Source organism: Diaminobutyricimonas aerilata (assembly GCF_002797715.1).
Lineage (GTDB): Bacteria > Actinomycetota > Actinomycetes > Actinomycetales > Microbacteriaceae > Diaminobutyricimonas > Diaminobutyricimonas aerilata.
Window position 1 is genome coordinate 350,184 of sequence record NZ_PGFF01000001.1, and the last position, 25,068, is coordinate 375,251.

A 25,068-nucleotide genomic window follows, 5' to 3' on the forward strand; every position below is an offset into this window, starting at 1 on the left:
ACCAACCATGTCGGTTCGCGGATGTCAAGGGCCGGACGCCGATCCGGTTCCCCCACGTCGGTCGTGTAAAAAATCTTTGACAGCCGGGTGCTCGGGGGCGTACCTTCGCCATGTCGAACATTTTTGACATGACCGGAGGCGGAGATGGCACTGCAGGAGAAGAACGCGTGGATCCTGGGGGTGCTCGCCGTGCTCGCGTACGGCGCTTACCTCGTTCTGCTGTTCACGGGATCCGAGCCGGGTACGCCGCTCGAGGAGCGCCCGTTCGCGTGGCCGATGATCTGGGCCATCGTCGGCTCGATCGTCGTGTCGATCGTGCTCAACATCATCGCGTCGATCGGTGAGCCGAAGGGTGCGGAACGGGTCGATCAGCGGGATCGCCAGATCGGTCGATTCGGCGAATACACCGGGCAGTCGCTGCTCGTGGTCGGCTCGCTCGTCGCCCTCGTGCTCACCATGCTCGGGGCTGCGCACTTCTGGATCGCGAACGCGATCTTCCTCGGGTTCGTGCTCTCCGCCGTGCTCGGGTCGGTCGCGAAGATCGCCGTGTACCGCAGGGGGATGCCCGAATGGTGAAGCCCACCCGGGTGACCAACAGCATCCGCGCCCTGCGCACCGCTCGCGGCGACCTCACCCAGGCGGAACTCGCCGAACGGATCGGGGTCACCCGCCAGACCGTCATCGCGATCGAGCAGGGCCGGTACTCGCCCACGCTCGAGCTCGCGTTCAAGATCGCCCGCGTCCTCGAGGTTCCGCTCGACGACGTGTTCCACTACCCCGAGGAGTCCTGATGCACGCCATCCGCTACACCCGATACGGCACACCCGATGTGCTGCGCCTCGACGAGGTGCCCACCCCCGAGCCGAAAGCCGGCGAGGTGCTCGTGCGGGTGCAGGCCGCCGGAGTCGATCCCGGGGTCTGGCACCTCGTCACCGGCACGCCCTACGCGGTACGCGCCGCGTTCGGGATGCGCCGCCCCCGGCGACCGCAGCTCGGCGGTGACGTCGCCGGCGTGGTCGACCGCGTGGGGGAGGGGGTGACGGCGTGGTCACCCGGCGACGCCGTGTTCGGCGTCGCGGTCGGGTCCTTCGCGGAGTACGCGATCGCCCGCGCCGATCGTCTCGTGCGCCGGCCGTCGGCGTTGACCGCGGAACACGCGGCCGCGCTCCCCACCTCCGGGCTCACCGCGATGCAGGGGTTGCGCCTCGGTGGGGCGGATGCGGGGCGCCGCGTGATCGTGCTCGGGGCGGGCGGCGGGGTCGGGCACTTCGCCGTGCAGCTCGCCCGCATCGCCGGCGCGCACGTCACCGCGGTGTGCGGACCGGACAAGGTCGACTTCGTGCGAGAGCTCGGGGCGGATGTTGTGGTCGATTACACGCGGGAGCGGCCGAGCGGCACGTTCGACACGGTCATCGAGATCGCGGGCAACCGGTCCGTGTCCGAGCTGCGCGCGCTCACCGCGCCCGGGGGAACGGTCGTGCTCGCCGGCGGCGAGGGCGGCGGCCCCCTGCTCGGTGCCGCCGTACGGCAGTTGCGCGTGTCGCTCACGCCGTGGGTGCGGCCGCGGGTGCGTCCGCTGCTCTCGGTGCCGAACGCGGCGGACCTGGAGCGCCTCGCGGAGCTCGCGGGTTCGGGGGAGCTCCGCCCGCACGTCGAGCGGGTGTTCCCCCTCGACGGAGCCGCGGATGCGCTCCGCGACCTCGAGCGCGGGCACACCCGCGGCAAGCTCGTGCTGCGCGTCGCCGACTGACGCTCCGCGGGCGCGCCGCCGCCCGTGGTCGCGCGGTCGGGCGGTCGCCCGCGGTCGGGCGGTCGCCCCGCGGTCGCCCGGGCGGTCGGTTTCCCGTCAGTAGTTGCCCTTTCCGGCGTCGCTGAAGGGCATCTACTGACGGGAAACGGATGTGGGGGTCGGGCCCAGTGCGCCGGCGGGGCGAGTCAGGCGGGCCGGCAGAAGCGCAGCTGGTTGCCGTCGGGATCCTCGACCGTGAGGGTCGCGCCTCCGGGCGCATCCTCGTCGACAGTCGCGTCGACCCCGCGGGCGTGCAGGTCGGCGTGCAGCGCGTGCACGTCGTCGACGGCGATCCACACGGCCGCGTGCGGCGTGCCGTCACCCTCGTGCTCCGACAGGTGCAGCGTGCAGTCGCCCCGCACGACTTGCAGGTAGAGCGGCAGTTCCGGCGCGAACCGGTGCTCCCAATCGCGCGCGAAGCCGAGGTGGTCGACGTAGAAGCGAGCCGCCGCATCCGCATCGCGCACGCGCAGCACGGGCACCGCGTGCCCCAGTCCGATCCGCTCCATCGCGACCTCCTGCACGTCAGGGTAGTGACGGCGTGGCCGCGCGTCACCGGTCTGTCATCGACCTTTCGGTTGTCGGTGGCCGGCGCTACCGTGCCCCCATGGCCGAGCCGCATCCCGAGGTCGTCGATCCCGCGCACCCGCTCGTCGACCGCGTGCGCCGGATCTGCCTCGCCTACCCCGAGGCGGTGGAGGTGGCCGCGTGGGGACGCCCGACCTTCCGCGCCGGCAAGAAGATCTTCATCACGGTGAGCTCGGCCATGGATCGCCCGCTCACGATCGTCTTCAAGCCCGACCCCGACGACGTCGCCGCGCTCGACCAGGATGACCGCTTCTTCGTGCCGCCGTACTTCGGGCCGGCCGGGTGGCGGGCGATCGACCTCGACCGGCCCGACCTCGACTGGGCCGAGATCGCCGAGCTCGTCGACGCGTCCTACCGTCAGGTGGCGCTGCGACGGCAGCTGAAGGCGCTCGATTCGTCTGGGAGGTCACCTCTGGTGTAGTCTCGACGACGGCTTGCGCCCGTAGCTCAACGGATAGAGCATCTGACTACGGATCAGAAGGTTGGGGGTTCGAATCCCTCCGGGCGCACACTGGTTGAGACAGTATGAGACGGCTCGCGGAAGCGGGCCGTCTTCGTTTAAGCCCCCGGATGCGGCGGAGCGGTCAGTCCCAGACGACGAACCGGTCGTCGGCTTGAACGACGATCCAGTCGCCGCACGTGAAGCCCTCGCCCGGCAGCTCGCCCTCGGGCCACCAGCCGGGTTCGAACGCCGGTTCCCCCTCGACCGCGCCGGGCTCGCAGTAGTCCGCCGTGATCCCGCCCTCGGCGGTGAAGGCGAGCATCGCGCCCTCGTCGATCGTGTTGTAGGCGATGCGGATGTCCTTCGCGTCGTCCGGGACCAGCTGGGGGACGCGGGCGGCATCCCACGACGCCTCCATGTCACCGAGGTCGGCGTACTCGGCTCCGTATTGCTCGTTGACACCGAACGCCTGGCAACCGGCGAGGATCGGGATGGCGACGGCGAACGTGGAGACGGCGAGCAGGCCGCGGCGGGTCGTGCGAGTTGTCATGCGCCCAGCCAACGCGCTCCGCTGGCGGCGGTCGTCGCCCGGGCGGGTGACGGTGGTCATCACCGCGATGGATATCGGCCGCGCGTCACCCGGATGCGCCCGGCCGTGCCCGCCTCACTCCCCGGCGGTGCGGCGACGCTTCGCCTCGAGTTCCGCTTCGAGTCGGCGGATGCGCTCCTCGCGTTCGGTCGCCGCGATCTCCGCCTCGAGGGCCGCCAGTTGCGCCTCGGTGCTCCCCGGCGCCGGCGCGGAGTCCGGCCGCCTTGCCTCCGCCCGTCGTGGATCGCCGAATGGGACGGCGGGTTGGGGTCGACTCCACTCGCGGCCGACGAGGAACCACACGATGCTGCCCACGAGCGGCAGGAACACGACGAGGAGCACCCAGGCCATCTTCGGCAGGTGGCGCACCTGCCCGTCGTCGCGCGCGATGATGTCCACGAGGGCGCCGATCACGAGCAGCAGGATGAGCGCCGAGAAGAGCAGATACACGCCCCACACGCTATTGGCGAGCAACGCTCAGCGCGAGTCCCCGTCGGCGCCCCCATTACGTGAGCGGCTGTCGTTGCTTCGTCTTCCATGCACCGTCGCCCGAAGCGCCGGAGTGAGCCGACGGTCGCGCCTAGGGTGAGCGGATGATCGAGTTCGACGGGCAGGCGCTGGTCTTCGCTGCCATCGGACTCGCCACCCTCGCCGCCGCCCTGCTGCCGAAGCTCGTGCGCAACTCGCCCGTCTCCCTGCCGATGGTCTTCCTCGCCGGCGGGATCGCGGTCTTCGCGCTCCTCCCCGACCTGCCCTCACCGGATCCGATCGCTCAGCATCCGATCGCGCTGCACCTCACGGAGTTGTGCGTGATCGTCGCGCTGATGGGAGCGGGCCTCGCGGTCAACCGGGTGCCGTCGTGGCGCACCTGGTCGTCGACCACGCGTCTGCTCGCGATCACGATGCCGGTCTCGATCGTCGCGGTCGCCGCTCTCGGCTGGTGGGGCCTCGGAGTCGGCGCCGCTGCGGCGGTGCTGCTCGGGGCCGCCCTCGCCCCGACCGATCCCGTGCTCGCCACCGAGGTGCAGGTGAGCGAGCCGATCGTCGACCGCCAGGACGAGAGTGAGGAGGGCGACGACGACGAGGCGCGCTTCGCACTCACGTCGGAGGCCGGACTGAACGACGGGCTCGCCTTCCCCTTCACCTACGCGGCGATCGCGATCAGCCTCGCCGGCATCGCCCCGTCGGGCTGGCTCGGCGAGTGGCTGCTCGTCGACGTGCTCTGGCGGCTCGCCGTCGGGCTCGGCGTCGGAATCGGCGTCGGCTGGCTGCTCGGCCGGCTGTTCTTCTCGGGTTGGGCGGAGCGACGCGGCTTCACCGAGGAGTCGGAGGGGTTCGTCGCCCTCGCGTGCACGTTCCTCGCCTACGGCATCGCCGAGGTCGCGGAGGGCTACGGATTCGTCGCCGTCTTCGTCTGCGCCGTCGCCATCCGTCATGCCGAACGCGACCACGGCTATCACCGCGTCATGCACACCTTCGTCGAGCAGATCGAACGCCTGCTCACGATGACGGTGCTCGTGCTGCTCGGCGGTGCCATCGCCCGCGGACTGTTCGAGGACATCGGATGGCTCGAGATCGGATTCGCGGCCGCGGTGCTGCTGGTGGTGCGGCCGGTCATCGGTTGGCTCAGCCTCACTCCGGGCAAGACCGGTCCGCGCGAGCGCGCCGTGATCGCCTTCTTCGGAGTGCGCGGCGTCGGGTCGCTGTTCTACATCGCCTATGCGCTCGAGCACGGCGACTTCGCGGATGCCCAGCGGCTGTGGTCGATCGCGGGTCTCGTCGTCGTGTGCTCCATCGTGCTGCACGGTGTCGCGGCGACCCCGGTCATGGCCCTGCTCGATCGGCGCCGCGCGAGGGCGGCCCGAGACGGCGACAGTCGTACCGCGGGCACGCCCGTCTGAGCCTCGGCTGCGACCGCGGTCTGGTGGCCGTGCGGTCCGGGTGCCATCATTCCGGGATGTCCCTGCCCGCATCCGTCTCGCGACCCCACGGATGACGCCGCACCGCGATCCGCCCCGGCGTGCGTCCGCGGTGCTCGCGCGCGCCGCGATCGTCGTCCTCGTCTTCCTGCTGGGGCTCGCGGTGATCGTGGCGCTCACGAGGAACGAGCCGGCCGCCGCGCACTCGACGCTCGTGACGCGCATCCTCGTCGGAATCGTCGTCTCCGCTCTCGTCCTGGGGACGGTAGTGGGTCTCAGTCGGCACGATCGCCGCCCGTTGTCCGATGCCGGGATGTCGGGGACCGTCGGATGGCTGCGCGGCGTCGGGGGTGGAGCGCTCGCCTGGATCGTGCCCGCGGCCGTCGCCGTGGCGGTCATCGGAGTGCCGGCCGGTGCCCCTCTGCCGCCCGCGGAGGCGTGGGGCACCGTGCCGCTCGTGCTCGCCGCGGTGCTGCTCTCGGAGGCATTGCCCGAGGAGGTCGCATTCCGTGGGTATGCGCAAGGCATCCTCGAGCCCCGGGTGGGCAGGTGGGGAGCGATCCTCGCGCAAGCCGCGGCGTTCACGGCCACCGGGGTCGGCGTGCGGCTCGCGACCGGACCGGTCACGACCACCGATGCGGTGGTGTTCGCGGGCATGGGGATCGGGCTCGGGTACCTGCGCGCGGTGACCGGGAACATCGCGGTCGCGGTCGGCTTTCACGCGGCGTTCCAGACCGGCGCTCAGCTCGTGCTGGCGCACGGACTGCTGGGGGCGACGGTCGACCACCGGCTCGCGATGCTCGCGCTCGGACCGATCCCGTTCGCGGTCGGCATCGCCGCCCTCGTGACGCTGCACTCGCGGCGCGCAGGAAGGGCGCGTCCCCACGGATGAGGCCGGCGGTCAGCGGGTCCGGCGCGGGAGCAGGGCGCCGATCAGCGCGCCGACGATGAGCACGCCGATGGCGAGGGCGGCCCTCGGCACGGGCGCGGAGGTGCTCGGTACCGCGGCTCGAGCCGGGGCTCGTACCGGGCCGAGCGCCGCGGCGCGTGCGGCGGCGGCAGAGACGGCCGCCGTCTGCGCCTCCGCCTGGCGGGTGAAGAGGATGAGCCAGGCGAGGATGACGACGACCGAGAGCAGCTCCACCGCGGTGAGGTTGTAGTACCCGACGGGCCAGAACAACAGCACGATGACGACGAGCCCGCCTTCGAACACCGCGGTGGCGAGCACGAAACTCTTCGGCAGCCCGCGCAACAGCGTCGGCACGAGCGCGATGAGCACGGCGAAGACGACGACCGCCGACGTCGCGAACACGTTGTGCAGGATCACGTCGGCGTCGACGGGGACGAGTCCGACCCCGATGAGCAGCACCCCGGCGAGCACGAGGAGCATCCGGATGACACCCACGCCGCGCAGGTCCCCGCCGCCGGGCCGCCGGCGGGAGGTGAGATCGGTGGTGAGGTAGTCGGCGAGCGTCGTGATGACGAGCCCGCCGATGATGAGCGTGAGGTTGAACGCCTGGGCGGAGGCGGCGCCGCCCGCGCCCAGCGCGCTGAAGTTCCGGTGCCACCACGTCGGGTCGTCGGCGGTGAGCATGCTCGCGAAGACGCCGGCGACGAGGAACAGGCCGAGCAGTGAGGTGAGGGTGCGGGTCGTGATCTCGGAGGCGATGAGCGCGAGCGCGTACGTCGTCGCCGCGACCGTCGCGCCGACGAGGGTCGTCGCGGCGGGGGTGTCGAGCGACAGGTCGCGGAAGGCGAGCTGCAGCACGGTGAAGACGGAGACGATCAGCAGCAGCGCCATCCCCGCCCCGGTGAGGGTGAGGCCGGCGGTGTCGACGGCGCGTTGCACCGGCGAGCGTCGGGTCCAGCGGAACTGCCGACGGGAATGACGCACGTAGACGAGGGCGAACACCGGCGCGCCGACGAGTGCCGCGGTGAGGGCGGCGATGCCTCCGATCGAACCGGTGCCGCCGAGCGGCGCCTCCCGGTTCCAGAACGCGATCAGTCCGACGAGCACGCCGACGACGGCGCCGATGGCGGCGGCTCCGAGCGCGTCGCCTTCGCGGCGGAGGTGGAGCGCGGCCGCGACGGTCGGTGCCGGGGAGGACATGGCCCGACTGTAGGACACCGTGCCGACAGCTGACATGCCGGCGGGCGGTTACCCGGCGCGCGTCGCCATCAGTCGCGCCGTCTCGGCGGGACTCGGGAAGGAGCCGAGCTCACGGACGGCCGCGTCCAGCACGGCGTTGAGGTGACCGGCGGCGAGGCTGATCCCACCCATCGCGACCGCTTCGGATCCGAGATCCGACACCGCGACCTCCGGCGGCAGCGGGCAGATCGAGCGCAGGGTCTGCTCGAACCGGGGGAGGAACACGTCCGCGCCGGGGGCGCTGCCACCGCCGATCACGAGCAGTTCCGGGTCGAGGGCGAGGGTGAGCGCCGCGGCACCCGTCGCGAGGTCGTCGGCGAACTCCTGCACGGCGACGACGGCGGCGGGATCGCCCGCGCGGGCCGCGTCGAAGATCTGCTCACGGCTGGGCCGCGGATCGCTCAGCACCGAGGTGCCGTACCGCTCGTTGAGTTCGGCCCACTTGAGTTCCGGCATCTCGCCGACGATCCCGGCGGCGCCGTGAACGCCGCGGTGCACCTTGCCGTCGACGATCGACGCGCCGCTCGTGCGGATGCCGCAGAGGATGTAGACGACGTCGCTGTAGTCGCGGGCGGCGCCGATGGTGAGTTCCGCGTGGGCGCCGAGGGCCACGTCCCCCTCGACGAGGATGGCGGCGTCGAACTCGGCGCCGAATCGCTCACGCAGATTCAGCCCCACCCATCCCGGCATGCCGGTGCCGCCGAAGTGCAGCACGTCGCCGCCCCGGCCGATGGAGCCGGGGGAGCCGATCGCGACCGCCCAGAGGGCGTCGCGGGTGATGTCGAGTTCGTCGAGCAGCTCGTCGCTGACGGTGAGCGCGGCGGCGACGCGTTCCTCGGCGGCCAGGTTCTCGTCGACGCGGGCGGTGCGGTGGCCGAGCACGGAACCGGTGAGATCGGTGACGACGGCGTAGATGTGGTTCGCGCCGATGTCGAGGGAGAGGAACCGTCCCAGATCGGGCCGCACGCGGAACACCGCCGCGGGTCGCCCGACGCCGCGGGTCGGCGCGTCATCGGCGACCGCGAGCCAGCCGTTGTCGACGAGGTCCGACACGATCGCGTCGACCGCTGTGCGGGAGAGGCCGGAGTCGGCGGCCATCGTGCGCATCGTCTGCGGGGCGCGCATGACGGCGCGCAGGATGCCGAGCGAGTTCATCCGCCGGAGCAACGACCGGCTGCCCATGGTGCCGCCCGGTGTCTCGAGAATCGCCTCTTGCGACATCCGTTCCCTCACTTGCGCTTTATAACGGCACGTTGCATTATTAACCCGTTCCACTCGACTCTACTCTCGGGCATCCCGCTCGGGAGCACCGGAAAGCCGTTCGCGTCCGCGCGTCGGCGTGCGCCAACGACGGCTGAAATCGCTCGGGGGCGCTGAAAGGCAGCCCATGTCAGCCCCCTCCGTGAGCGCCGGCCGACGCCGCCTCGCGCCGAGCGCACCGCGACGGCGCCGCGACGATCGCCGGGTCGCCCTGCTGTTCATCGCGCCCGTGCTGATCGGGTTCGCGGTCTTCTACCTGTACCCGACCATCCGCGGGCTCTGGTGGTCGTTCACCGACTACAGCCTGCTCGGCGAGCCGGAGTTCATCGGGCTGCAGAACTACGCGGAGGTCGTGCAGGACGGCGAGTTCTGGAACTCGATGGGCGTCACCCTCTACTACGTCGTGTTCAACGTGGTGAGCCAGACGGCGCTCGCCCTGCTGCTCGCCGCGCTCATGCACCGGCTCACCCGGTCCGTCGTGCTGCGCACGACCCTGCTCATCCCGTGGCTCGTACCGAACGTGACCGTCGGTCTCATCTGGCTGTGGCTGCTCGACACGAACCTCGGGTTCGTCAACCACCTCATCACCGGCATGGGATTCGACGCCGTCGGCTTCTTCACCAACCCCGCCCTCGGCATCCCGACGATCTCCCTCGTCAACACCTGGGCCTTCACCGGATACACGGCGCTGCTGTTCTACGCGGGCATGCTGCAGATCCCGAACGACATCTACGAGAGCGCGTCGCTCGACGGCGCGAACGAGTGGCGCCTGTTCACCCGGATCACCCTGCCGCTGCTGCGCCCGATCATGGCGCTCGTGCTCGTGGTGTCGCTCATCGGGTCGTTCCAGATCTTCGACACCGTCGCGGTGACCACGAGAGGCGGGCCGGTGAACGCGACGAGGGTCATCTACTACTTCATCTACCAGCACGCGTTCAACTACTTCAACATGGGCTACGCGGCCGCCATGGCCATCGTCCTCGTCGTGATCCTCGGTGCCCTCACCGCCATCCAGCTGCGCCTTCTGCGCGCCTCGGAATCCCAACTCGCCTAGGACGCCGCCATGTCTCTCACCACACAGGTCTCGCCCGCGCCCGTCGCCGTCGGCGAGGAGCGACCCGCTCCGCCGCGCCGCCGCGAGCGCCGTCCGTTCTCGATCGGCCGGGTGCTCGGCTGGGTCGTGCTGATCGTCTCGCTCGTGCTGACGCTCTTCCCGTTCTACTGGATGCTCAAGACGGCGCTCACCCCGGCCGCCGACGTCATCCGCAACTCGAGCGCGTTCTTCCCCGACAACCCCACGATCATCAACTTCGCGCGGGTGCTCGGCTTCCTGTCACCCGATGAGGACCGCGCCGCCGGTGGTTCGGGCGCCTCGATCAACTTCCTGCTCTACCTCTGGAACTCGGTCGTCTACTGCGGGCTCATCGGCTTCTTCCAGACCCTGTTCTGCGCGATGGGAGGGTACGCGTTCGCACGGCTCAAGTTCCCGGCCCGGAACGCGCTGTTCTCCGTGCTCATCGCCGCCCTCATGGTGCCCGGCATCTTCACGCTTCTGCCCAACTTCGTGCTCGTGCGCGACCTCGGGCTGCTCGACAACCTGCTCGGCATGGTCGCCCCCAGCCTGCTCATGACACCGTTCGCGATCTTCTTCATGCGGCAGTTCTTCCTCAACATCCCCGTCGACGTCGAAGAGGCCGCGCTGCTCGACGGCGCCGGCAAGGCGCGCGTGTTCTGGCGCATCGCCCTCCCCATGAGCAAGGGCCCGCTCATCACGATCGGGCTCATCACGGTGGTCTGGGCCTGGAAGGACTTCCTCTGGCCACTGCTCATCGGCCGTGACGAGTCCGTGCGCACCGTGACCGTCGGTCTCGGCGTGTACCTGCAGCAGTCGCCCAACACCCAGCCCGACTGGACGGGCCTCATGGCCGGATCGACGCTGTCCGTCATCCCGGTGCTCATCCTGCTCGTCTTCCTCGGCCGCCGCATCGTCGAATCCCTGAACTTCACCGGCATCAAGTAGCCGGGACGACCCTCCACCTCCACCCCGCAATCCCCACACAGAGAGAGAAACCGATGACACGAATCCGTCGCGTCGCCGCCATCGCAGCTGCTGGCGCGCTCATCGCAGGCGCATCCGCCTGCTCCACCGGGGGAGGCGCCGAGAGCGGCGTCACCCTGCAGTACTGGATGTGGGACGACACCCAGGTGCCGGCCTACCAGCAGTGCGCGGACCAGTTCCACGAAGAGAACCCCGAGATCACGATCGAGATCAGCCAGGCCGCATGGTCGCAGTACTGGACGAACCTCACCACGCAGATCGCCGCGGGCAGCGCACCCGACGTGTGGGTCGACCAGGCGTCGTACTACCCGCAGTTCGTCGAGAACAACCAGATCGTCGACATCCAGCCGTTCGTCGAAGAGGACGACATCGATCTCGACCAGTACGTGGAGGGCATGGCCGACCTGTGGAAGGTCGACGACGCCCGCTACGGCCTGCCGAAGGACTGGGACACGATGGGCCTGGTCTACAACAAGGCGGCGCTGCAGGCCGCCGGCGTCGACGAGGCGTCGCTGTCGGAGCTCACCTGGAACCCGCAGGACGGCGGCACCTTCGGTGAGCTCATCGCGAAGCTCACCGTCGACACCCAGGGCCGCAACGGCCTCGACCCGGCGTTCGACAAGAACAACGTGGCGGTCTACGGGTTCCTGCCCGAGTGGGCCGACGGATCGCAGGGCCAGAACGGATGGGGCAACCTCGCCCACTCCAACGGCTGGACCTACGCCGACAAGAACCCGTTCCCCACGGAGTTCAACTACGACGACCCGAAGCTCGTCGAGACCATCGACTGGCTCGCCGGTCTCTCGGGGCAGGGCTACGCGCCTCCGCTCGACGCGCAGTCGACGCTCGCCCGCTCCGAGGTGCTCACGAGCGGTGGTGGTGCTCTCACCACCCTCGGTTCCTTCAACCTCGCCGTCTACAAGGACATGACCGACGAGTACGGGTTCGCACCGCTGCCCATCGGTCCCGAGGGTCGCAAGTCGGCCATCAACGGGCTCTCCGACGCGATCTACGCGGGTACGAAGCACAAGGAGGAGGCGTGGGAGTGGGTCAAGTACCTCGCCTCGGCCGACTGCCAGAACATCGTCGCCGAATCGGGCGTCGTGTTCCCCGCCATCAAGGAGGCGTCGGAGAAGGCCGCTCAGGTGCGTGAGGAGCAGGGTCTGAACACCCAGCCCTTCCTCGAGCAGCAGAAGGCCGAGGACGGCACGTTCATCATCCCGATCAGCCAGAACGGAACCGAGATCAACCAGATCGTGCAGGACGCCATCCAGAGCGTGGCCCTCGGCACGCAGGACGCCGAGTCCGCGTTGAGCGCCGCCAACGAGCAGGTCAACGCCCTGCTCGAGTGATGCCGCGACCGTGGGGCGGCGCCCGCCGCCCCACGGTCCACCCCGCTCGACCGCACGCCCCCCCCACGCCCGCACGCCTCGCAGCCCGGACAACAGAAAGCACTCATGCTGCACACCTTCGCCTTCCACGACCTGTTCATCCCGGGCAACGTGAGTGCGCCGCCGACCCGCATCGACACGGGCTACCTCATCCCTCCCGGCCGCGTGGCCCTGCTGCATCCGTTCGGGGAGACGGAGTTCTACCGTCACGGCTGGAACTCGTGGAGCCCGAGCGGGTGGACCCGCACCGACGGCGAGACCATCGGCATCAAGAACAGCCCCGGCCGGCTGCTGACCGCCGACGATGCGGTCAACGACACGCCCCACGCGCACAGCGGGAGCGCCGTCGGCGCCATCGCGGGCCCGAACGGAGACGTGCTGCTGCTGGGCTCGCTCGGCCTCGGCACCCCGCGGGTCGGAGCCGACGGCAACACGCTGTGGGCTCGAGCGGAGCATGACGAGGCCGGGTGGTTCGTGGCCTACGGGCCCGAGCAGAAGGTGTTCGCCGACTACGCCGACCTCGTCTCCGAGCGGCTCGGGCGTCGCTCGCAGAAGGCCGGGCGCGTGTGGAGCAGCTGGTACTCGTTCTACGAGGGCATCGACGAGCAGCTCGTCGCCCGCACCGCCGCCGATCTCTCCGGTTACCCCTTCGACGTGTTCCAGCTCGACGACGGCTGGGAGCCGATCGTCGGCGACTGGACGGCCGGGCCCGACTTCCCGTCGGGCATGGAGGCGACCGCGCGCACCATCCGCGACGCGGGCTTCCGCCCCGGCCTGTGGCTCGCGCCACTCATCGCGCTGCCGCAGTCGCCCATCGTGCGCGAGCGCCCCGATCTGCTCGTGAAGGACGAGCACGGACAACCGCTCGTCACCGGCTACAACTGGGGCTCGCACTACCACTCCCTCGACACGACGCAGGACGAGGTGAAGGAGCACCTCCGCGAGGTGTTCACCCGGGTGACCGGGTGGGGCTTCAGCTACCTCAAGCTCGACTTCATGTACGCGGGGGCCGTTCCGGGTCACCGGCAGCGCGACCTCCACCGCGAGGCGGCGTACCGCGACGCGATCCAGCACATCCGTCAGGTCGTCGGCGACGAGGTCTACCTGCTCGGATGCGGCGTGCCGATGATCCCGTCGGTGGGCGTGTTCGACGGCGCGCGGGTCGGACCCGACGTCGGCGCGTTCTGGGACAACGCCGAACGAGTGGGCGACCCCTCCGGCGTCGGCGCGCGGAATTCGATCATCGACTCGGTGAACCGGGCCTGGATGAAGCGCCTGTACGAGGTCGACCCCGACGCCGTGTACTTCCGCAGTGCGCGCAACCTGCTCGACGCGTCGCAGCGCGGGATGCTGCAGGACGTCGCCGCCATCCTCGAGTTCAAGTCCACCTCCGACCCGGTCGAATGGCTGTCGGAGTCGGAACGCGAGGAGCTCCGGCGCTACCTGGAGCGCTCGAACGAGGTGCGGCAGCTCGGCCGCTACACGTTCAGCATCGACGGCCGTGAGGTGGATCTCACCGCCGCCGTCACCGGCACCTACGTGCCGGAACCCCCCTCCGTCGTCGCCTGATCCGGACGACGCGAAGAACCCTTCACAAGACGGCGACGCCGATGTCGCCGGGAAAAGGCAGGTGGTTCGACATGAAGAGAAGAACACGGATGATGCGGGCGGTGGCGGCGGTCACGACGTCGCTCGCCCTGACCGCGGTCGCCGCGGGCGGGGCGGTCGCCGCGACGCCCGGCTGGACGCCGCTCACCCCCGCGGAGGAGCCGGCCGCGAATCCGCTCAAGGGGTTCGTCCCGTTCGCCGGGCAGTACGACCCGGCGACGAACACGTTCCCGCACTCGATGGAGTGGGCGTACTTCCCGCTCGACGCGGTCATGACCGGGCCGGACACGTTCGACTGGACGGTGTTCGAGGCGAGCCTCGCCGACATCGCCTCGCGCGGACACCAGACCGCGCTGCGGTTCTACCTCGACTACCCGACGCGCGAGAGCGGCATCCCGCAGTTCCTCATCGACGGCGGGTTGGAGGTGCGCCCCTACGACGAGTTCAACAACAACGGTGTGAGCGTGTCGCCCGACTACGACGACCCGAACCTGCGCGCCGCCCTCGACAGCTTCGTCGCCGCTCTCGGTGAGCGCTACGACGGTGACCCGCGCATCGGCTACGTGCAGGCGGGGCTGGTCGGGTTCTGGGGTGAGTGGCACACCTGGCCCTACAACGGTGACGGCCGGCCGAACTGGATGCCGTCGGATGAGACGCAGCTCGACATCCTGCAGGACTTCGTCGCCGCGTTCCCGACGACCGAGATCCAGGTGCGCAACCCGAACACGATGAACGCGCCGCTGCCGATCGGCTACCACGACGACTCGTTCGCCCTGTCGACGATGATCAGCCCGCTCGGCTGGCACTTCATGGACAACATGGTCGCCGCGGGCGCGACCGAGAAGTGGCAGCAGTACTCGATCGGCGGCGAGCTTCGTCCGGAGCTGCAGCCATGCATCTTCAGCGCGGCAGGGTGCCCGGTGATCGAGGAGGGCGGCGACAACGACTTCGCCGGCAGCCTGGAGCAGACCCACGCCACGTGGCTGCTCAACCACTACGCGTTCCAGACCGGGTACTCCGAGGCCGACAAGCCGGCGGCGCTCGCCGCAGCGCAGTCGCTCGGCTACTCGTTCCGCGCGACGGAGGCGTGGGTGCCCGCCACGACGGGTGCCGGCGCCACCACGATCGGACTGACGGTGTCGAACATCGGCGTCGCCCCGTTCTACTACGACTGGCCGATCTCGATCGCCTACCTCGACGCGACCGGAGCGGTCGTGCGAAGCGTGGAGACCGACTGGCTGATCAGCGACGTCGCGAGCGGCGCGACCGAGCAGTTCGTCACGACGGTCGACACGACCGGGCTGCCGGCCGGCGACTACACCGTCGTCGCACAGGTCGCGAACCCGCTGCCCGGTGGCATGCCGGTGCGTTTCGCGAACGCCTCGCAAGACGCGGATGTCGACGGCTGGCTCACGCTCGGCGTGACGACCGTCGCCGCCGCGGGCGCAGCCCCGGTTCCCGGTACGGCCGGAGCGCCGGAGCTCGCCGCGACGGGCGCCGACGTGTCGACCCTGCTCGGGCTCGCCGCGGCGGTGACGCTGCTCGGCCTCGCGGGCGTCGTCGCGGAGCGCCGGGTCGCGCGCCGCTGACGCGCCGCTGACGCGACCGCCGTCCGCCCCTCGGGGCGGGCGGCGGTTCCGCGCATCCGGGATCAGCCCCAGTCGCGGCCCTCGAGGAACTCGCGGATCCGGCCGATCGCGTCTTCGAGTTGATCGACGCGCGGCAGCGTGACGATGCGGAAATGGTCGGGGTCGGGCCAGTTGAACCCGGTGCCCTGCACGACGAGCACGTGCTGCTCCTCGAGCAGGTCGAGGATGAGCTTGCGGTCGTCCTTCACCGGGTAGACCTCGGGGTCGAGCCGCGGGAAGCAGTACAGGGCGCCGCGCGGCTTGACGCAACTGACGCCGGGGATCTCCTCGAGCATCCGCCACGTCACGTCGCGCTGCTCGAGCAGGCGGCCGCCGGGAAGCACGAGGTCGTGGATGCTCTGGTAGCCGCCGAGCGCCGCCTGGATGGCGTGCTGGGCCGGCACGTTCGGGCACAGGCGCATGTTCGCGAGCAGGTCGAGACCCTCGATGTAGCTGGCCGCGTGACGCTTCGGACCCGACACGGTCATCCAGCCGGAACGGAACCCCGCCACCCGGTACGCCTTCGAGAGGCCGTTGAAGGTGAGGGTCAGCACGTCCGGCGCGACCGCGCCGAGGGAGACGTGCTCGGCGTCGTCGTAGAGGATCCTGTCGTAGATCTCGTCGGCGAGCAGCAGCAGCTCGTGGCGGCGGGCGACCTCGGCGATGGCCTCCAGCACCGGGCGTCCGTAGACCGCGCCGGTCGGGTTGTTCGGGTTGATCACGACGATCGCCTTCGTGCGCTCGGTGACCTTCGAAGCGAGGTCCTCCACATCCGGTTGCCAGTCGGAGGACTCGTCGCAGCGGTAGTGCACGGCGCGACCGCCGGCGAGGCTCGTGACGGCCGTCCACAGCGGGTAGTCCGGGGCGGGGATGAGCACCTCGTCGCCGTCGTTGAGCAGCGCCTGCAACGACATGGCGATGAGTTCGCTCACGCCGTTGCCGAGGTAGACGTCGTCGACGTCGACATCCGGGATGCCTTTGCGCTGGGCATCCTGCGCGACCGCACGGCGGGCCGAGAGGATGCCCTTGCTGTCGCTGTAGCCCTGCGAGGCGGGCAGGTTGGCGATGATGTCCTCGAGCAGCTCCGGCGGCGCCTCGAATCCGAACGGCGCCGGGTTGCCGATGTTGAGCTTGAGGATCGGATGCCCGGCGCTCTCGAGCTCTTTGGCCCGGGTGAGGGCGGGCCCCCGCACGTCGTAGAGCACGTCGGCGAGCTTGGCGGACTGCAGCAGCTCCATGAGCGCCGATCCTCTCACGGACGCCCCGTCCCGTCCGCCGCTGATCCGCTCCGCGTGGCGGGGGCCCTTCCGCATCCCGCTGGTCGAGTGGGCGCGGCGGAGCCCGCCGTATCGAGACCCTCCCGGAGAGCACGTGCCGTCCGGGGTCGGCCCGCGCGCGGATCAGTCCGCGAGCTGCAGCTCGTCGACGACGCGGATCACGCGCGTGCGGGCATCCGCATCGAGGCCCCGCACGGGGCGCGGCAGCGAGTCGGGGGCGACGAGCCCCAGGTGTTCGGCGATGGCGGCGGTGACGCGGTAGCTGCTGAGTTCGGCGAACAGCGCCCACAGCGGCGCGAGCCGGGTGTGCTCGGCCGTGGCCGCGGCGTGGTCGCCGGCGAGCGCGGCGCGCGTGATGGTGACCGCGGGACGGGGCAGCGTGCCGCCGAGCACCGAGTACCAGGCGTCGCACCCGGCCTCGAGTCCGGTCGCCGCCGCCGCGTCGCCCGAGACCCCCACCGTGACGGTCGAGGGGATGCGGTCGCGGATCGCACGCACGCGGGCGGCCGCTTCGGCCGGATCGGCGGGCACGCCGGGGATCTTGATCGAGGCGACGTTCGGCAGTGCGGCGATCCGCTCGTACAGGTCGAGGGAGAAGGTGACGTGCGTCGTGCCGGGGTTGTCGTACACCACGAGCGGCACCGAGAGCCCCGCGGTCACGTCCTCGAACAGGCCGAACACCTCGTCATCGTTCAGGGCCTGATAGGTGACCGGGGCCAGCAGCACGGCGCTCGCTCCCGCCTCCTGCGCGTCGTCGGCGAGGGCGCGCACCTGTGAGGTGCGCAGCGCGCCGATCCCCACCATGACCGGCACCGGTCCGGCGTTCCGCACCGCCGTGCGCGCGGCCCGGCGTCGCTCCTCGCGGTCGAGGTACATGTACGAGCCCGTCGATCCGAGCGAGGTGATCGAGTCGACTCCAGCGGCCGCAAGTCGGTCGACGAGGCGGGCGTACGCGCCCTCGTCGACGGCGTCGTCTCGCAGGGGGGTGTGGGGGAAGGCGCTCAGCCCGGTGAACCTCATGGTCGACCATTGTGCCGGTGTCGCCGCTCGCCGGATCGGTCCAACCGGAGGATCGCGGCCGCGCCGATGAGCGACACCGACGAGATGACGAGGAGCACGCCGGCGACGGGGATCGCGCTCGTGATGCCGATGAGCCCCGCGATCGGGGACGCGAGCCCGGCCACGGTGAAGTTCACGAACCCGTGCACGGAGGTCGCCGTGCCGGCTTGATCGCCCTGGTTCTCGAGTGCGATCGCCGTCGCGCACGGGAAGCATCCGCCGCATCCGGCGACGTACAGCCACAGGCAGGGGAGCAGCCCGGTCAGTCCGGTGCCAGTCCACGTGAGCGGCACGATCGCCGCCGCCCCGATCACCGCTACCGCGACCGACCACAGCAGCACGCGCGGGGCGGGCATCGTTCTCCCCAACCACCCGGCGAGTTGCACGCCGATCACGAGACACAGCGAGGTCGAGAGGAAGACGAGGGCGAAGCCGGTCGCGTCCATTCCGAACACCCCCTGCAGCAGGAGCGGCGAGGCGGCGACGTAGGCGTAGACGGCGGCGTACGTCATGCTCGCCACGAGCGTGCCGCGCCGGAAGGCCGGGTCGCGCCACACCGCGCGCGCCCGCTCGCGCAGTCCACCGGTCGAGGTGTGCGGGCCGCGGGTGTCGGGTGCCGCGACGACGCACGCGGCGAGAACCGCGGCCGACACGGCCGCGAGTGCGAGGAAGATGCCGCGCCAGCCCACGATCGGGAGCAGCACGGCGCCGGCGACGGGGGCGAGCAGGGGAACGGTCGTCGTCACGAGCGTGATGCGCGACAGCAGCCGCAGCAGGCCCGGCCCGTCGGCGACGTCGCGAGCCATGGCGAGCACGAGCACCGCACTGCCGGCCGCGCCGATCCCCTGGACGACCCGCACCGCCGCGAGTACCTCCACCGACGGCGCGGCCGCGCACCCGAGAGTGGCGACCAGGTGCAGGCCGTTGGCGAGCAGCAACGGGCGGCGGCGCCCGACCCGGTCGCTCCACGACCCGACGACGAGCTCGCCGAGGGCGAGTCCGATCGTCATACCGGCGAGCGTGAACTGCACGGCGGCGTCGCCGGCACCCAGGTCGTGCTGCAGCTGGGGGAAGGCGGGCAGGTACAGGTCGATCGAGAGCGGTCCGAGCGCAGCGAGCATCCCGAGCAGCAGTACGGGGGCGAGTCGCGTCGTCGTCCCTGTCGTCATGGCACCTCCTCATGACACCGGCGTAAGGGATTCACCGGTGTCCACCTTGACGCACGAGCGCGCTACCGGTCAAGCGGTTACGCTGGTGTCATGAGCGAGCAGCAGGAGTTCGCGGCCGAGAACGCCCGGATCCGCGACGACCCCCGCCTGCTGCGCGACTTCGTCAACACGCTCGAGCGGCAGACCGGCGACGAGGCGCTGACCTCACCGGAGGCGCTCGCCGACTGGTTCGCGGATCGGGGTCTCGTCCCGCGCGGAACCGCCCTCCGGCGCGGCGACCTCGACATCGCGATCGCCCTTCGCGAGGGGCTCAGGGCGCAGATGCTCGAGCACGCCGGTCACCCGTCCGACGACGACGCCGCGCAGGCGCTCGATGCCGCCGCGGCGCTCGTGCCCCTGCGGGTCGGATTCGCGGGCGGGCGGTACCGGCTCGTCGCCGTGCGCGACGAGCCCGCGCAAGCCGCCTTCGCCGCGTTGTTCGACGCGCTGCGCCGCACCCGCGAGTCCGGCGAATGGGAGCGGCTCAAGGCGTGCTCACGGGACTCGTGCCGGTGGGCGTACTTCGACTCCTCCCGCAACCGCTCCAAGCGCTGGTGCACGATGGCCGGCTGCGGCAACTACATCAAGATGCGCCGCGCCCGCGGTGGGGAGCCGGCGCTGGGCTGAACCGCGGTCAGGGCTCCGGATGCGGGTGCAGCACCCCGAGCCAGTGCGCGGTCTGCGCGACATGGGCGGATGCGGCGACCGACGCGGCGGCGGGATCCTGCCGTTCGATCGCGTCGACGATGGCGCGATGACCCGCGTCGCTCGCGTGCTTCACCGGGTCGCCCTCCCCGCCGCGCAGGATGCGATACCGCCGCCCGCGCGCCCGGAACACGCTCATGAGCGACGTGATCGTCGGGTTGCCGGCCGCGGCGCAGATGGACTGGTGGAACTCGTAGTCCAGTCGCGACACCTCGTCCGGGTCGTCGGTCGCCTCCATCCGCGCGGCCAACTCCCGCAACTGTTCGACCAGGCCCTCGGGCGCGCGCGCCGCCGCTTGTCCCGCGGCATGGCCCTCGAGTACGCGACGCACCTCGAACAACTGCAGCAGCCCTTCGAGCGGCAGCAGGTCGACGGTGATCGAGAAGCCGCGCACGATGTCGGCGGGGTCGAGGCGCGAGACGTAGGTGCCGGATCCGTGGCGCACGTCGATCGCGCCCAGGGTGTCGAGGATGCGCACGGCCTCGCGCAGCGAGCTGCGCGAGACCTTGAGCCTGCTGCACAGTTCCGCCTCGGGAGGGAAGCGCTGGCCCGGCGACAATTCGCCCGACGAGATCATCTGGCGCAGCCCGTCGAGCGCGGTGTTCATGGCCGACATGCGCGCGCCCCTTCCGTCCGTGCCCACGTTACCCAGACGCAAGTCATCTGAGCACTTTTCCACGATCGTCGTTGCGTCGTGGCGGAGAACCGGATCTTTACACGATTGAAACACTTCGTGGCGCAGAAATGAATACGCTGGCCGACACGAGATGTCTGATGACTTGACCGAGAGGCCGATCCGAGCGATGACGACGGGCACGACCGCAGCACCCCGGCCCATGGTCGACGGCACGGGGCGACCGGCGATGGCGCTGTGGACTCTCGACCCCAGCACGATCCACCTGAACCACGGTTCGTTCGGAGCCGTCCCGGTCGAGACAGCCGCGTATCAGGCCGAGCTCGGTCGCGAGATGAACGGCATCCCCGGCGACTGGTTCTCCGCCCTCCCCGGCCGCCTCGGCGCCGCCCGCGAACGCGCGGCCGAGTTCCTGCGCGTCGCGCCGGAGTCTGCTGCCTTCGTGATCAACGCGAGCGCGGGCATCTCGGTCGTGCTGCAGTCCCTCGAGCTGCGCCCGGGCGCCGAAATCCTCGTCACCGACCATTCCTACGGTGCCGTCACCATGGCGGCGCAGCGCGCCGTGCGGCGCGTGGGCGGGGTCGTGCGCGAAGTGCCCGTGCCGCTCGATGCGGCCGACGACGAGGTCGTCGACATCCTCACCAGCGCGTTCACCGACGGCACGGCCCTGCTCATCGTCGACCAGATCACCTCCGCGACCGCGCGGGTGTTCCCCATCGCCGCGATCGCCGCACGGTCTCACGAGCGCGGCGTGCCGGTGCTCGTCGACGCCGCCCACGCCCCGGCGATGCTGCCTGAACCGCTCGCCGGCAGCACGGCGGACTACTGGGTCGGCAACCTGCACAAGTGGGGGTGCACGCCGCGCGGCGCCGCCGTGCTCGTCGCCTCCGACGCGGTCGCCCAATCGCTGTACCCCTCGATCGACTCGTGGGGGCACCCGCACCCGTACCCGACCCGCTTCGACACGCAGGGCACCGTGGACGCGACCGCCCAGCTCGCGGCGCCGCACGCCCTCGACCTCATCGAGCGCGAGTTCGGCTGGGATGCGGCGCGGTCGTACATGACGCGTCTCGTCGAGTACGCGGAGACCCTCATCGTCGACGCTCTCGAGCAGGCGTGGGACGGGCCCGCGCGCGTCGCGGCGGCGTCACCCGCCCCCGCGATGCGGCTCGTCGGTCTGCCCGACGGGCTCGTGCGCACGCCGACCGACGCGCATGAACTGCGCGACGTGCTCGCCCTCGACCTCGGCTTCCAGACCGCGATCACCTCGTGGAACGGCACCGGATACCTCCGGCTGTCCGCGCACGTGTACAACACGGCGGACGACTACCGGGCCTTCGCCGACACGGCGGTTCCCGTGATCGCTGAGCTCGCGCACATCCGCTCGACCGAACCCGATCTCACCCTCGACGAGACCATCGCCCAGCACCGCACGGCGCGCACCGCGACCGCCTGAGCGTCTCGTCGCCCATCCGAATCACAGAACAGGAAGAAGGAGAATCGTGAAACGACTCACCACCTCGCTCGCGGCAATGGCCGCCGTGGGCGCGCTGACTCTCACCGGCTGCTCGAGCGGGGGAGGGGGAGAGGGCGGCGACGTGCAGCTGCAGATGGTCGAGACCCTCACCAACCCGGCGCGCTCCGCCGTGCTCAAGGAACTCATCGCGGGCTTCGAGGAGGAGAACCCGGGCATCACCGTCGAGCTCGTGTCGCCCCCCACCGAGCAGGCGCTCACCACCGTGCAGCAGATGCTGCAGGCGGGCAACGGCGTCGACGTGCTCGAGGTGCAGGACAGCACGGTCGGACCGTTCACGGCGAACAAGTGGATCTACGACATGAACGCCGACCTCGAAGGCTGGGACGGCTGGGACGCGCTGACGGAGAACGCGAAGAAGTTCGCGAACCCCGACGGACCGACCCACATGATGCCGTACGGCTTCTACGGGCTCAGCCTCTTCTACCGCACCGACATGATCGAAGAGGCCGGCTTCGATGAGCCGCCGCACAGCTGGGAGGACCTCGTCGAGATCGCGAGCGCGGTCAACGACCCCGCCTCGAACCAGTACGGGTACGCGTTCCGCGGGGGCACCAACGGAAACTCGAACGCCGCGGCGATCATCACCGCCTACGCCGCCGACCTCATCGACCCGGAGGACGCCTTCCGCCTCGCCGACGGCAGCGGCACGGTGTTCTCGACCGACGAGGCGCAGCAGGCGATGGACGACTACCTCGAGCTGTTCAAGAACGGCTCGCCGCCCTCGTCGATCGCGTGGGGCTACCCCGAGATGGTGCAGGGCTTCAGTTCCGGCTCGACCGCCTTCCTGCTGCAGGACCCCGAGGTGATCGCGACCATCCGCGACGACTCGACCCTCACCGAGGACCAGTGGAGCACCACTCCGCTGCTCGTCGGCCCCTCGGGCAAGGCCGCGCAGCCGATCGCGACCGCCGGCTGGGGCATCGCCGAGAGCAGCGAGCACAAGGAGGAGGCGATCAAGCTCATCAAGTACCTCGCCTCCGGTGACGCGCCGCTGACCTTCGCCAAGGGCAACTCGCTCGTGCCGATCCTCACGAGCGCCGCGGACGACCCCTTCTTCAGCGAGGGCCCCTGGGCGACCTACGTCGAGATGAACGAGGACCCCGACACCTACCTCAACGTGGCTCAGCCCCGCGGCGTGGCCTGGTGGACCGAGTGGGGCGAGAAGGCCGACCGCGAACTGCAGCAGGTGCTGCTGGGCGAGATGACGACGCAGGACCTGCTCGCCGAGTGGGACGCGTACTGGTCCGAGAAGTACGCAAGCGAGGAATGAGCGTGACCTCGGGAACCCTGGAGCGGTCGGCCGCACGGCCGGCCGCTCCGGCCCCGCCGCCGGGGCGCCGCACCCGGCGCGCGTTCACGCGGCGCCGAGCCCTCACGATCGCGGCGTTCCTGGCCCCGGCGGCGGTGTTCGTCGCGATCTTCACCTACTACCCGCTGCTCTCCGGCGGGGTGGGTGCGTTCCGCACCTGGACGGTGTACAACATCACGAACCAGCCGTGGGTCGGGTTCGGGAACTTCGAGACGGTGCTGAACGATCCGCTGTTCTACAGCACGGTCGGCAACACCGTGCTGTGGGTCATCGGATCGCTCGTGCCGCAGTTCGTGATCGGGTTCGCGCTCGCGTTGTGGCTGCGACCGAAGTTCCGGTTCCGCGGCATCTACCAGGCGCTCGTGTTCTTCCCGTGGGCGGTCAGCGGCTTCCTCATCGGCATCCTGTTCCGCTGGATGTTCAACGGCGAGTTCGGCGTCGTCAACGACCTCCTCATGAAGACCGGCATCATCGACACACCGCTGCCGTGGCTCGCGGACCCGGCGCTCGCGATGCCGGCGATCATCCTGGCCAACGTCTGGTACGGCGTCACGTTCTTCGCGATCATGATCCTCGCGGCGCTGCAGTCGGTTCCGGATGAGCTCTACGAGGCGGCCTCGCTCGACGGCGCGGGCCGGGTGCGCGCGTTCTGGCACGTGACCGTGCCGTACATCCGCACGACCCTCGCCCTCACGGTGCTGCTGCGCACGATCTGGATCTTCAACTTCCCCGACCTGATCTTCGGCATGACCGGCGGCGGTCCGGGCGGTCGCACCCACATCGTGACGAGCTACATGATCGAGATCACGCAGCAGGGCGACTACGGGCGCGCGAGCGCGCTCGGGCTCATCGTGTTCATGGTGCTCGCGATCTTCGCGGTGTTCTACCTGCTCGCCACCCGCGAGCGGAAGGAGGCGCTGCGATGAGCACCACCGCGATCGCCCGCCGCACGGCGCATCCGAACTCCACCGGTACACGGACGAGCCGCATCGTGCGCTTCGTCGCCCTCGGGGCGTGGCTGATCTTCACGCTGTTCCCGCTGTACTGGATCGCGGTCACCGCGTTCAAGCCGCGCAGCGACATCTACAAGTTCCCGCTCGAGTACTGGCCGAGCACGTTCTCGATCGAGAACTTCGTCGGCCTGTTCGAGAAGGCGAACTTCGGGGTGTACCTCGTGAACAGCATCGTCGTGGCGACCGTCGCGGCGATCCTGGTGACGCTCATCTCGCTGCTGTCCGGCTACATCATCGCCCGGTTCGAGTTCCGCGGTAAGGGCGCGATCATCATGGCGTTCCTCGTGACGCAGATGATCCCCGCGTTCATCGCGCTGGGTCCGCTGTACCAGCTCATGGTCGACCTCGGGCTCGTCAACCAGCGCACCGGTCTCGTGATCGTCTACATCGCGATGTGCATCCCGTTCTCGACGATCATGCTGCGCGGGTTCTTCGAGAACGTGCCGGATGCGCTCGAAGAGGCGGCGATGATCGACGGCTGCAGTCGGTTGACGGCGCTGTTCCGGGTGCTCGTGCCGGTCATGGCCCCGGGCATCATCGCCGCGTTCATCTTCAACTTCGTCAGCTGCTGGAACGAGCTGTTCCTGTCGGTGACGCTGATGACCTCGGACGCGAACAAGACGGTGCCGACCGCCCTCAACGGGTTCATCACGAGCTACAACATCGACTGGGGCTCGATGTCGGCGGCCGCGGTGCTGACGGTGCTGCCGACGATGGTGCTCTTCGCCTTCGCGAGCAAGTACATCGTGCAGGGCCTCACCTCGGGTGCCGTGAAGGGCTGACCCGGCGCGACCCGCTTCGACGGGCTCAGCGAGCGACGCTCGCTGAGCCCGTCGTTCCCTGAGCCTGTCGAAGGGAACCGCCCGCGCCCGACGCCGCCTTCCGCGACTCGCACATCCGCGCG

Annotated in this window: 25 protein-coding genes and 1 tRNA gene; 17 read left to right on the forward strand and 9 right to left on the reverse strand. The window is 70.2% G+C overall.

Translation table 11 applies throughout. The annotated features are described in order from the left end of the window. The first annotated feature begins 144 nt into the window (after positions 1-144). The 3 genes from CLV46_RS01755 to CLV46_RS01765 are packed head-to-tail and all read left to right on the forward strand — an operon-like array spanning position 145 to position 1,750. Entirely contained in the window at positions 145-576 is a 432-nt protein-coding gene (locus tag CLV46_RS01755) for a hypothetical protein (protein ID WP_100363205.1), read from the forward strand. Then, entirely contained in the window at positions 570-791 is a 222-nt protein-coding gene (locus CLV46_RS01760; protein ID WP_100363206.1) for a helix-turn-helix transcriptional regulator, read from the forward strand. Before CLV46_RS01755 ends, CLV46_RS01760 begins: the two co-directional genes overlap by 7 nt. Further along, the gene (locus CLV46_RS01765; protein WP_100363207.1) at positions 791-1,750 is read left to right on the forward strand and encodes an NAD(P)-dependent alcohol dehydrogenase; all 960 of its coding nucleotides are present in this window, start codon (positions 791-793) and stop codon (positions 1,748-1,750) included. Before CLV46_RS01760 ends, CLV46_RS01765 begins: the two co-directional genes overlap by 1 nt. A 185-nt stretch (positions 1,751-1,935) precedes the next feature. On the opposite strand, the gene CLV46_RS01770 is transcribed toward CLV46_RS01765, so the two are convergent. Continuing rightward, positions 1,936-2,313 carry a glyoxalase superfamily protein gene (locus CLV46_RS01770; protein ID WP_245866424.1) on the reverse strand — a complete coding sequence of 126 codons (378 nt, stop codon included), beginning with the start codon at positions 2,311-2,313 and terminating at the stop codon, positions 1,936-1,938. Between the two features lie 83 nt (positions 2,314-2,396). Here CLV46_RS01770 and CLV46_RS01775 point away from each other — a divergent pair, with 83 nt between their 5' ends. Together CLV46_RS01775 and CLV46_RS01780 are read left to right on the forward strand one after the other, a co-directional pair. Beyond that, on the forward strand, positions 2,397-2,798 hold the full coding sequence (locus CLV46_RS01775) for an MmcQ/YjbR family DNA-binding protein (protein WP_100363209.1): 402 nt from the start codon (positions 2,397-2,399) through the stop codon (positions 2,796-2,798). Between the two features lie 15 nt (positions 2,799-2,813). Further along, positions 2,814-2,886: transfer RNA gene (locus CLV46_RS01780), tRNA-Arg, on the forward strand. 75 nt (positions 2,887-2,961) lie between these two features. On the opposite strand, the gene CLV46_RS01785 is transcribed toward CLV46_RS01780, so the two are convergent. Continuing rightward, positions 2,962-3,369, reverse strand: coding sequence for a hypothetical protein (locus CLV46_RS01785; protein ID WP_100363210.1), 408 nt, complete (start codon positions 3,367-3,369; stop codon positions 2,962-2,964). A gap of 114 nt (positions 3,370-3,483) precedes the next feature. Continuing rightward, positions 3,484-3,858, reverse strand: a complete 375-nt coding sequence (locus tag CLV46_RS01790; RefSeq protein WP_211282124.1) for a PLDc N-terminal domain-containing protein — start codon at positions 3,856-3,858, stop codon at positions 3,484-3,486. A gap of 143 nt (positions 3,859-4,001) precedes the next feature. Between CLV46_RS01790 and CLV46_RS01795 the strand changes: the two genes are divergently transcribed. Then, positions 4,002-5,309, forward strand: coding sequence for a cation:proton antiporter (locus CLV46_RS01795; RefSeq protein ID WP_100363211.1), 1,308 nt, complete (start codon positions 4,002-4,004; stop codon positions 5,307-5,309). Between the two features lie 91 nt (positions 5,310-5,400). Beyond that, positions 5,401-6,219 carry a CPBP family intramembrane glutamic endopeptidase gene (locus CLV46_RS01800; RefSeq protein WP_100363212.1) on the forward strand — a complete coding sequence of 273 codons (819 nt, stop codon included), beginning with the start codon at positions 5,401-5,403 and terminating at the stop codon, positions 6,217-6,219. A gap of 9 nt (positions 6,220-6,228) precedes the next feature. On the opposite strand, the gene CLV46_RS01805 is transcribed toward CLV46_RS01800, so the two are convergent. Continuing rightward, positions 6,229-7,437 carry a DUF998 domain-containing protein gene (locus CLV46_RS01805; protein ID WP_100363213.1) on the reverse strand — a complete coding sequence of 403 codons (1,209 nt, stop codon included), beginning with the start codon at positions 7,435-7,437 and terminating at the stop codon, positions 6,229-6,231. Positions 7,438-7,485: 48 nt separating this feature from the next. After that, positions 7,486-8,709: an ROK family protein gene (locus CLV46_RS01810; RefSeq protein WP_245866425.1), complete on the reverse strand. Its 1,224-nt coding sequence runs from the start codon at positions 8,707-8,709 to the stop codon at positions 7,486-7,488. 154 nt (positions 8,710-8,863) lie between these two features. On the opposite strand from CLV46_RS01810, the gene CLV46_RS01815 reads away from it, so the two are divergent. From CLV46_RS01815 to CLV46_RS01835, 5 genes are all read left to right on the forward strand, one after another. Next, positions 8,864-9,790: a carbohydrate ABC transporter permease gene (locus tag CLV46_RS01815; protein WP_100363214.1), complete on the forward strand. Its 927-nt coding sequence runs from the start codon at positions 8,864-8,866 to the stop codon at positions 9,788-9,790. A gap of 9 nt (positions 9,791-9,799) precedes the next feature. Beyond that, entirely contained in the window at positions 9,800-10,756 is a 957-nt protein-coding gene (locus tag CLV46_RS01820) for a carbohydrate ABC transporter permease (RefSeq protein ID WP_100363215.1), read from the forward strand. Between the two features lie 53 nt (positions 10,757-10,809). Then, entirely contained in the window at positions 10,810-12,147 is a 1,338-nt protein-coding gene (locus CLV46_RS01825; protein WP_100363216.1) for an ABC transporter substrate-binding protein, read from the forward strand. 105 nt (positions 12,148-12,252) lie between these two features. After that, positions 12,253-13,755 carry a glycoside hydrolase family 36 protein gene (locus CLV46_RS01830; RefSeq protein ID WP_100363217.1) on the forward strand — a complete coding sequence of 501 codons (1,503 nt, stop codon included), beginning with the start codon at positions 12,253-12,255 and terminating at the stop codon, positions 13,753-13,755. Between the two features lie 71 nt (positions 13,756-13,826). Continuing rightward, positions 13,827-15,383: a DUF4832 domain-containing protein gene (locus CLV46_RS01835; RefSeq protein ID WP_245866427.1), complete on the forward strand. Its 1,557-nt coding sequence runs from the start codon at positions 13,827-13,829 to the stop codon at positions 15,381-15,383. A gap of 62 nt (positions 15,384-15,445) precedes the next feature. Here CLV46_RS01835 and CLV46_RS01840 read toward each other — a convergent pair whose 3' ends face one another. From CLV46_RS01840 to CLV46_RS01850, 3 genes are all read right to left on the reverse strand, one after another. After that, positions 15,446-16,660 carry a pyridoxal phosphate-dependent aminotransferase gene (locus CLV46_RS01840; RefSeq protein ID WP_100363219.1) on the reverse strand — a complete coding sequence of 405 codons (1,215 nt, stop codon included), beginning with the start codon at positions 16,658-16,660 and terminating at the stop codon, positions 15,446-15,448. Positions 16,661-16,822: 162 nt separating this feature from the next. Beyond that, on the reverse strand, positions 16,823-17,719 hold the full coding sequence (locus CLV46_RS01845; protein WP_100363220.1) for a dihydrodipicolinate synthase family protein: 897 nt from the start codon (positions 17,717-17,719) through the stop codon (positions 16,823-16,825). Further along, positions 17,716-18,927, reverse strand: coding sequence for a Bcr/CflA family efflux MFS transporter (locus CLV46_RS01850; protein ID WP_100363221.1), 1,212 nt, complete (start codon positions 18,925-18,927; stop codon positions 17,716-17,718). The genes CLV46_RS01845 and CLV46_RS01850 overlap by 4 nt, the downstream gene beginning before the upstream one ends. 90 nt (positions 18,928-19,017) lie before the next feature. On the opposite strand from CLV46_RS01850, the gene CLV46_RS01855 reads away from it, so the two are divergent. Next, on the forward strand, positions 19,018-19,593 hold the full coding sequence (locus CLV46_RS01855; RefSeq protein WP_100363222.1) for a CGNR zinc finger domain-containing protein: 576 nt from the start codon (positions 19,018-19,020) through the stop codon (positions 19,591-19,593). Between the two features lie 7 nt (positions 19,594-19,600). Here CLV46_RS01855 and CLV46_RS01860 read toward each other — a convergent pair whose 3' ends face one another. Further along, positions 19,601-20,287 (reverse strand): FadR/GntR family transcriptional regulator, encoded by a 687-nt coding sequence (locus tag CLV46_RS01860; protein ID WP_100363223.1) that lies wholly within the window; start codon positions 20,285-20,287, stop codon positions 19,601-19,603. A 187-nt stretch (positions 20,288-20,474) separates the two neighbouring features. Here CLV46_RS01860 and CLV46_RS01865 point away from each other — a divergent pair, with 187 nt between their 5' ends. Genes CLV46_RS01865 through CLV46_RS01880 form a run of 4 tightly spaced genes read left to right on the forward strand, consistent with a single transcriptional unit; the run spans position 20,475 to position 24,946 of the window. Then, on the forward strand, positions 20,475-21,761 hold the full coding sequence (locus tag CLV46_RS01865; RefSeq protein ID WP_100363224.1) for an aminotransferase class V-fold PLP-dependent enzyme: 1,287 nt from the start codon (positions 20,475-20,477) through the stop codon (positions 21,759-21,761). Between the two features lie 46 nt (positions 21,762-21,807). After that, positions 21,808-23,112, forward strand: a complete 1,305-nt coding sequence (locus CLV46_RS01870; RefSeq protein ID WP_245866429.1) for an ABC transporter substrate-binding protein — start codon at positions 21,808-21,810, stop codon at positions 23,110-23,112. Further along, positions 23,109-24,077, forward strand: a complete 969-nt coding sequence (locus CLV46_RS01875) for a carbohydrate ABC transporter permease (RefSeq protein ID WP_100363226.1) — start codon at positions 23,109-23,111, stop codon at positions 24,075-24,077. The genes CLV46_RS01870 and CLV46_RS01875 overlap by 4 nt, the downstream gene beginning before the upstream one ends. Next, entirely contained in the window at positions 24,074-24,946 is an 873-nt protein-coding gene (locus tag CLV46_RS01880; RefSeq protein WP_100363227.1) for a carbohydrate ABC transporter permease, read from the forward strand. The genes CLV46_RS01875 and CLV46_RS01880 overlap by 4 nt, the downstream gene beginning before the upstream one ends. Positions 24,947-25,068: the final 122 nt, after the last annotated feature.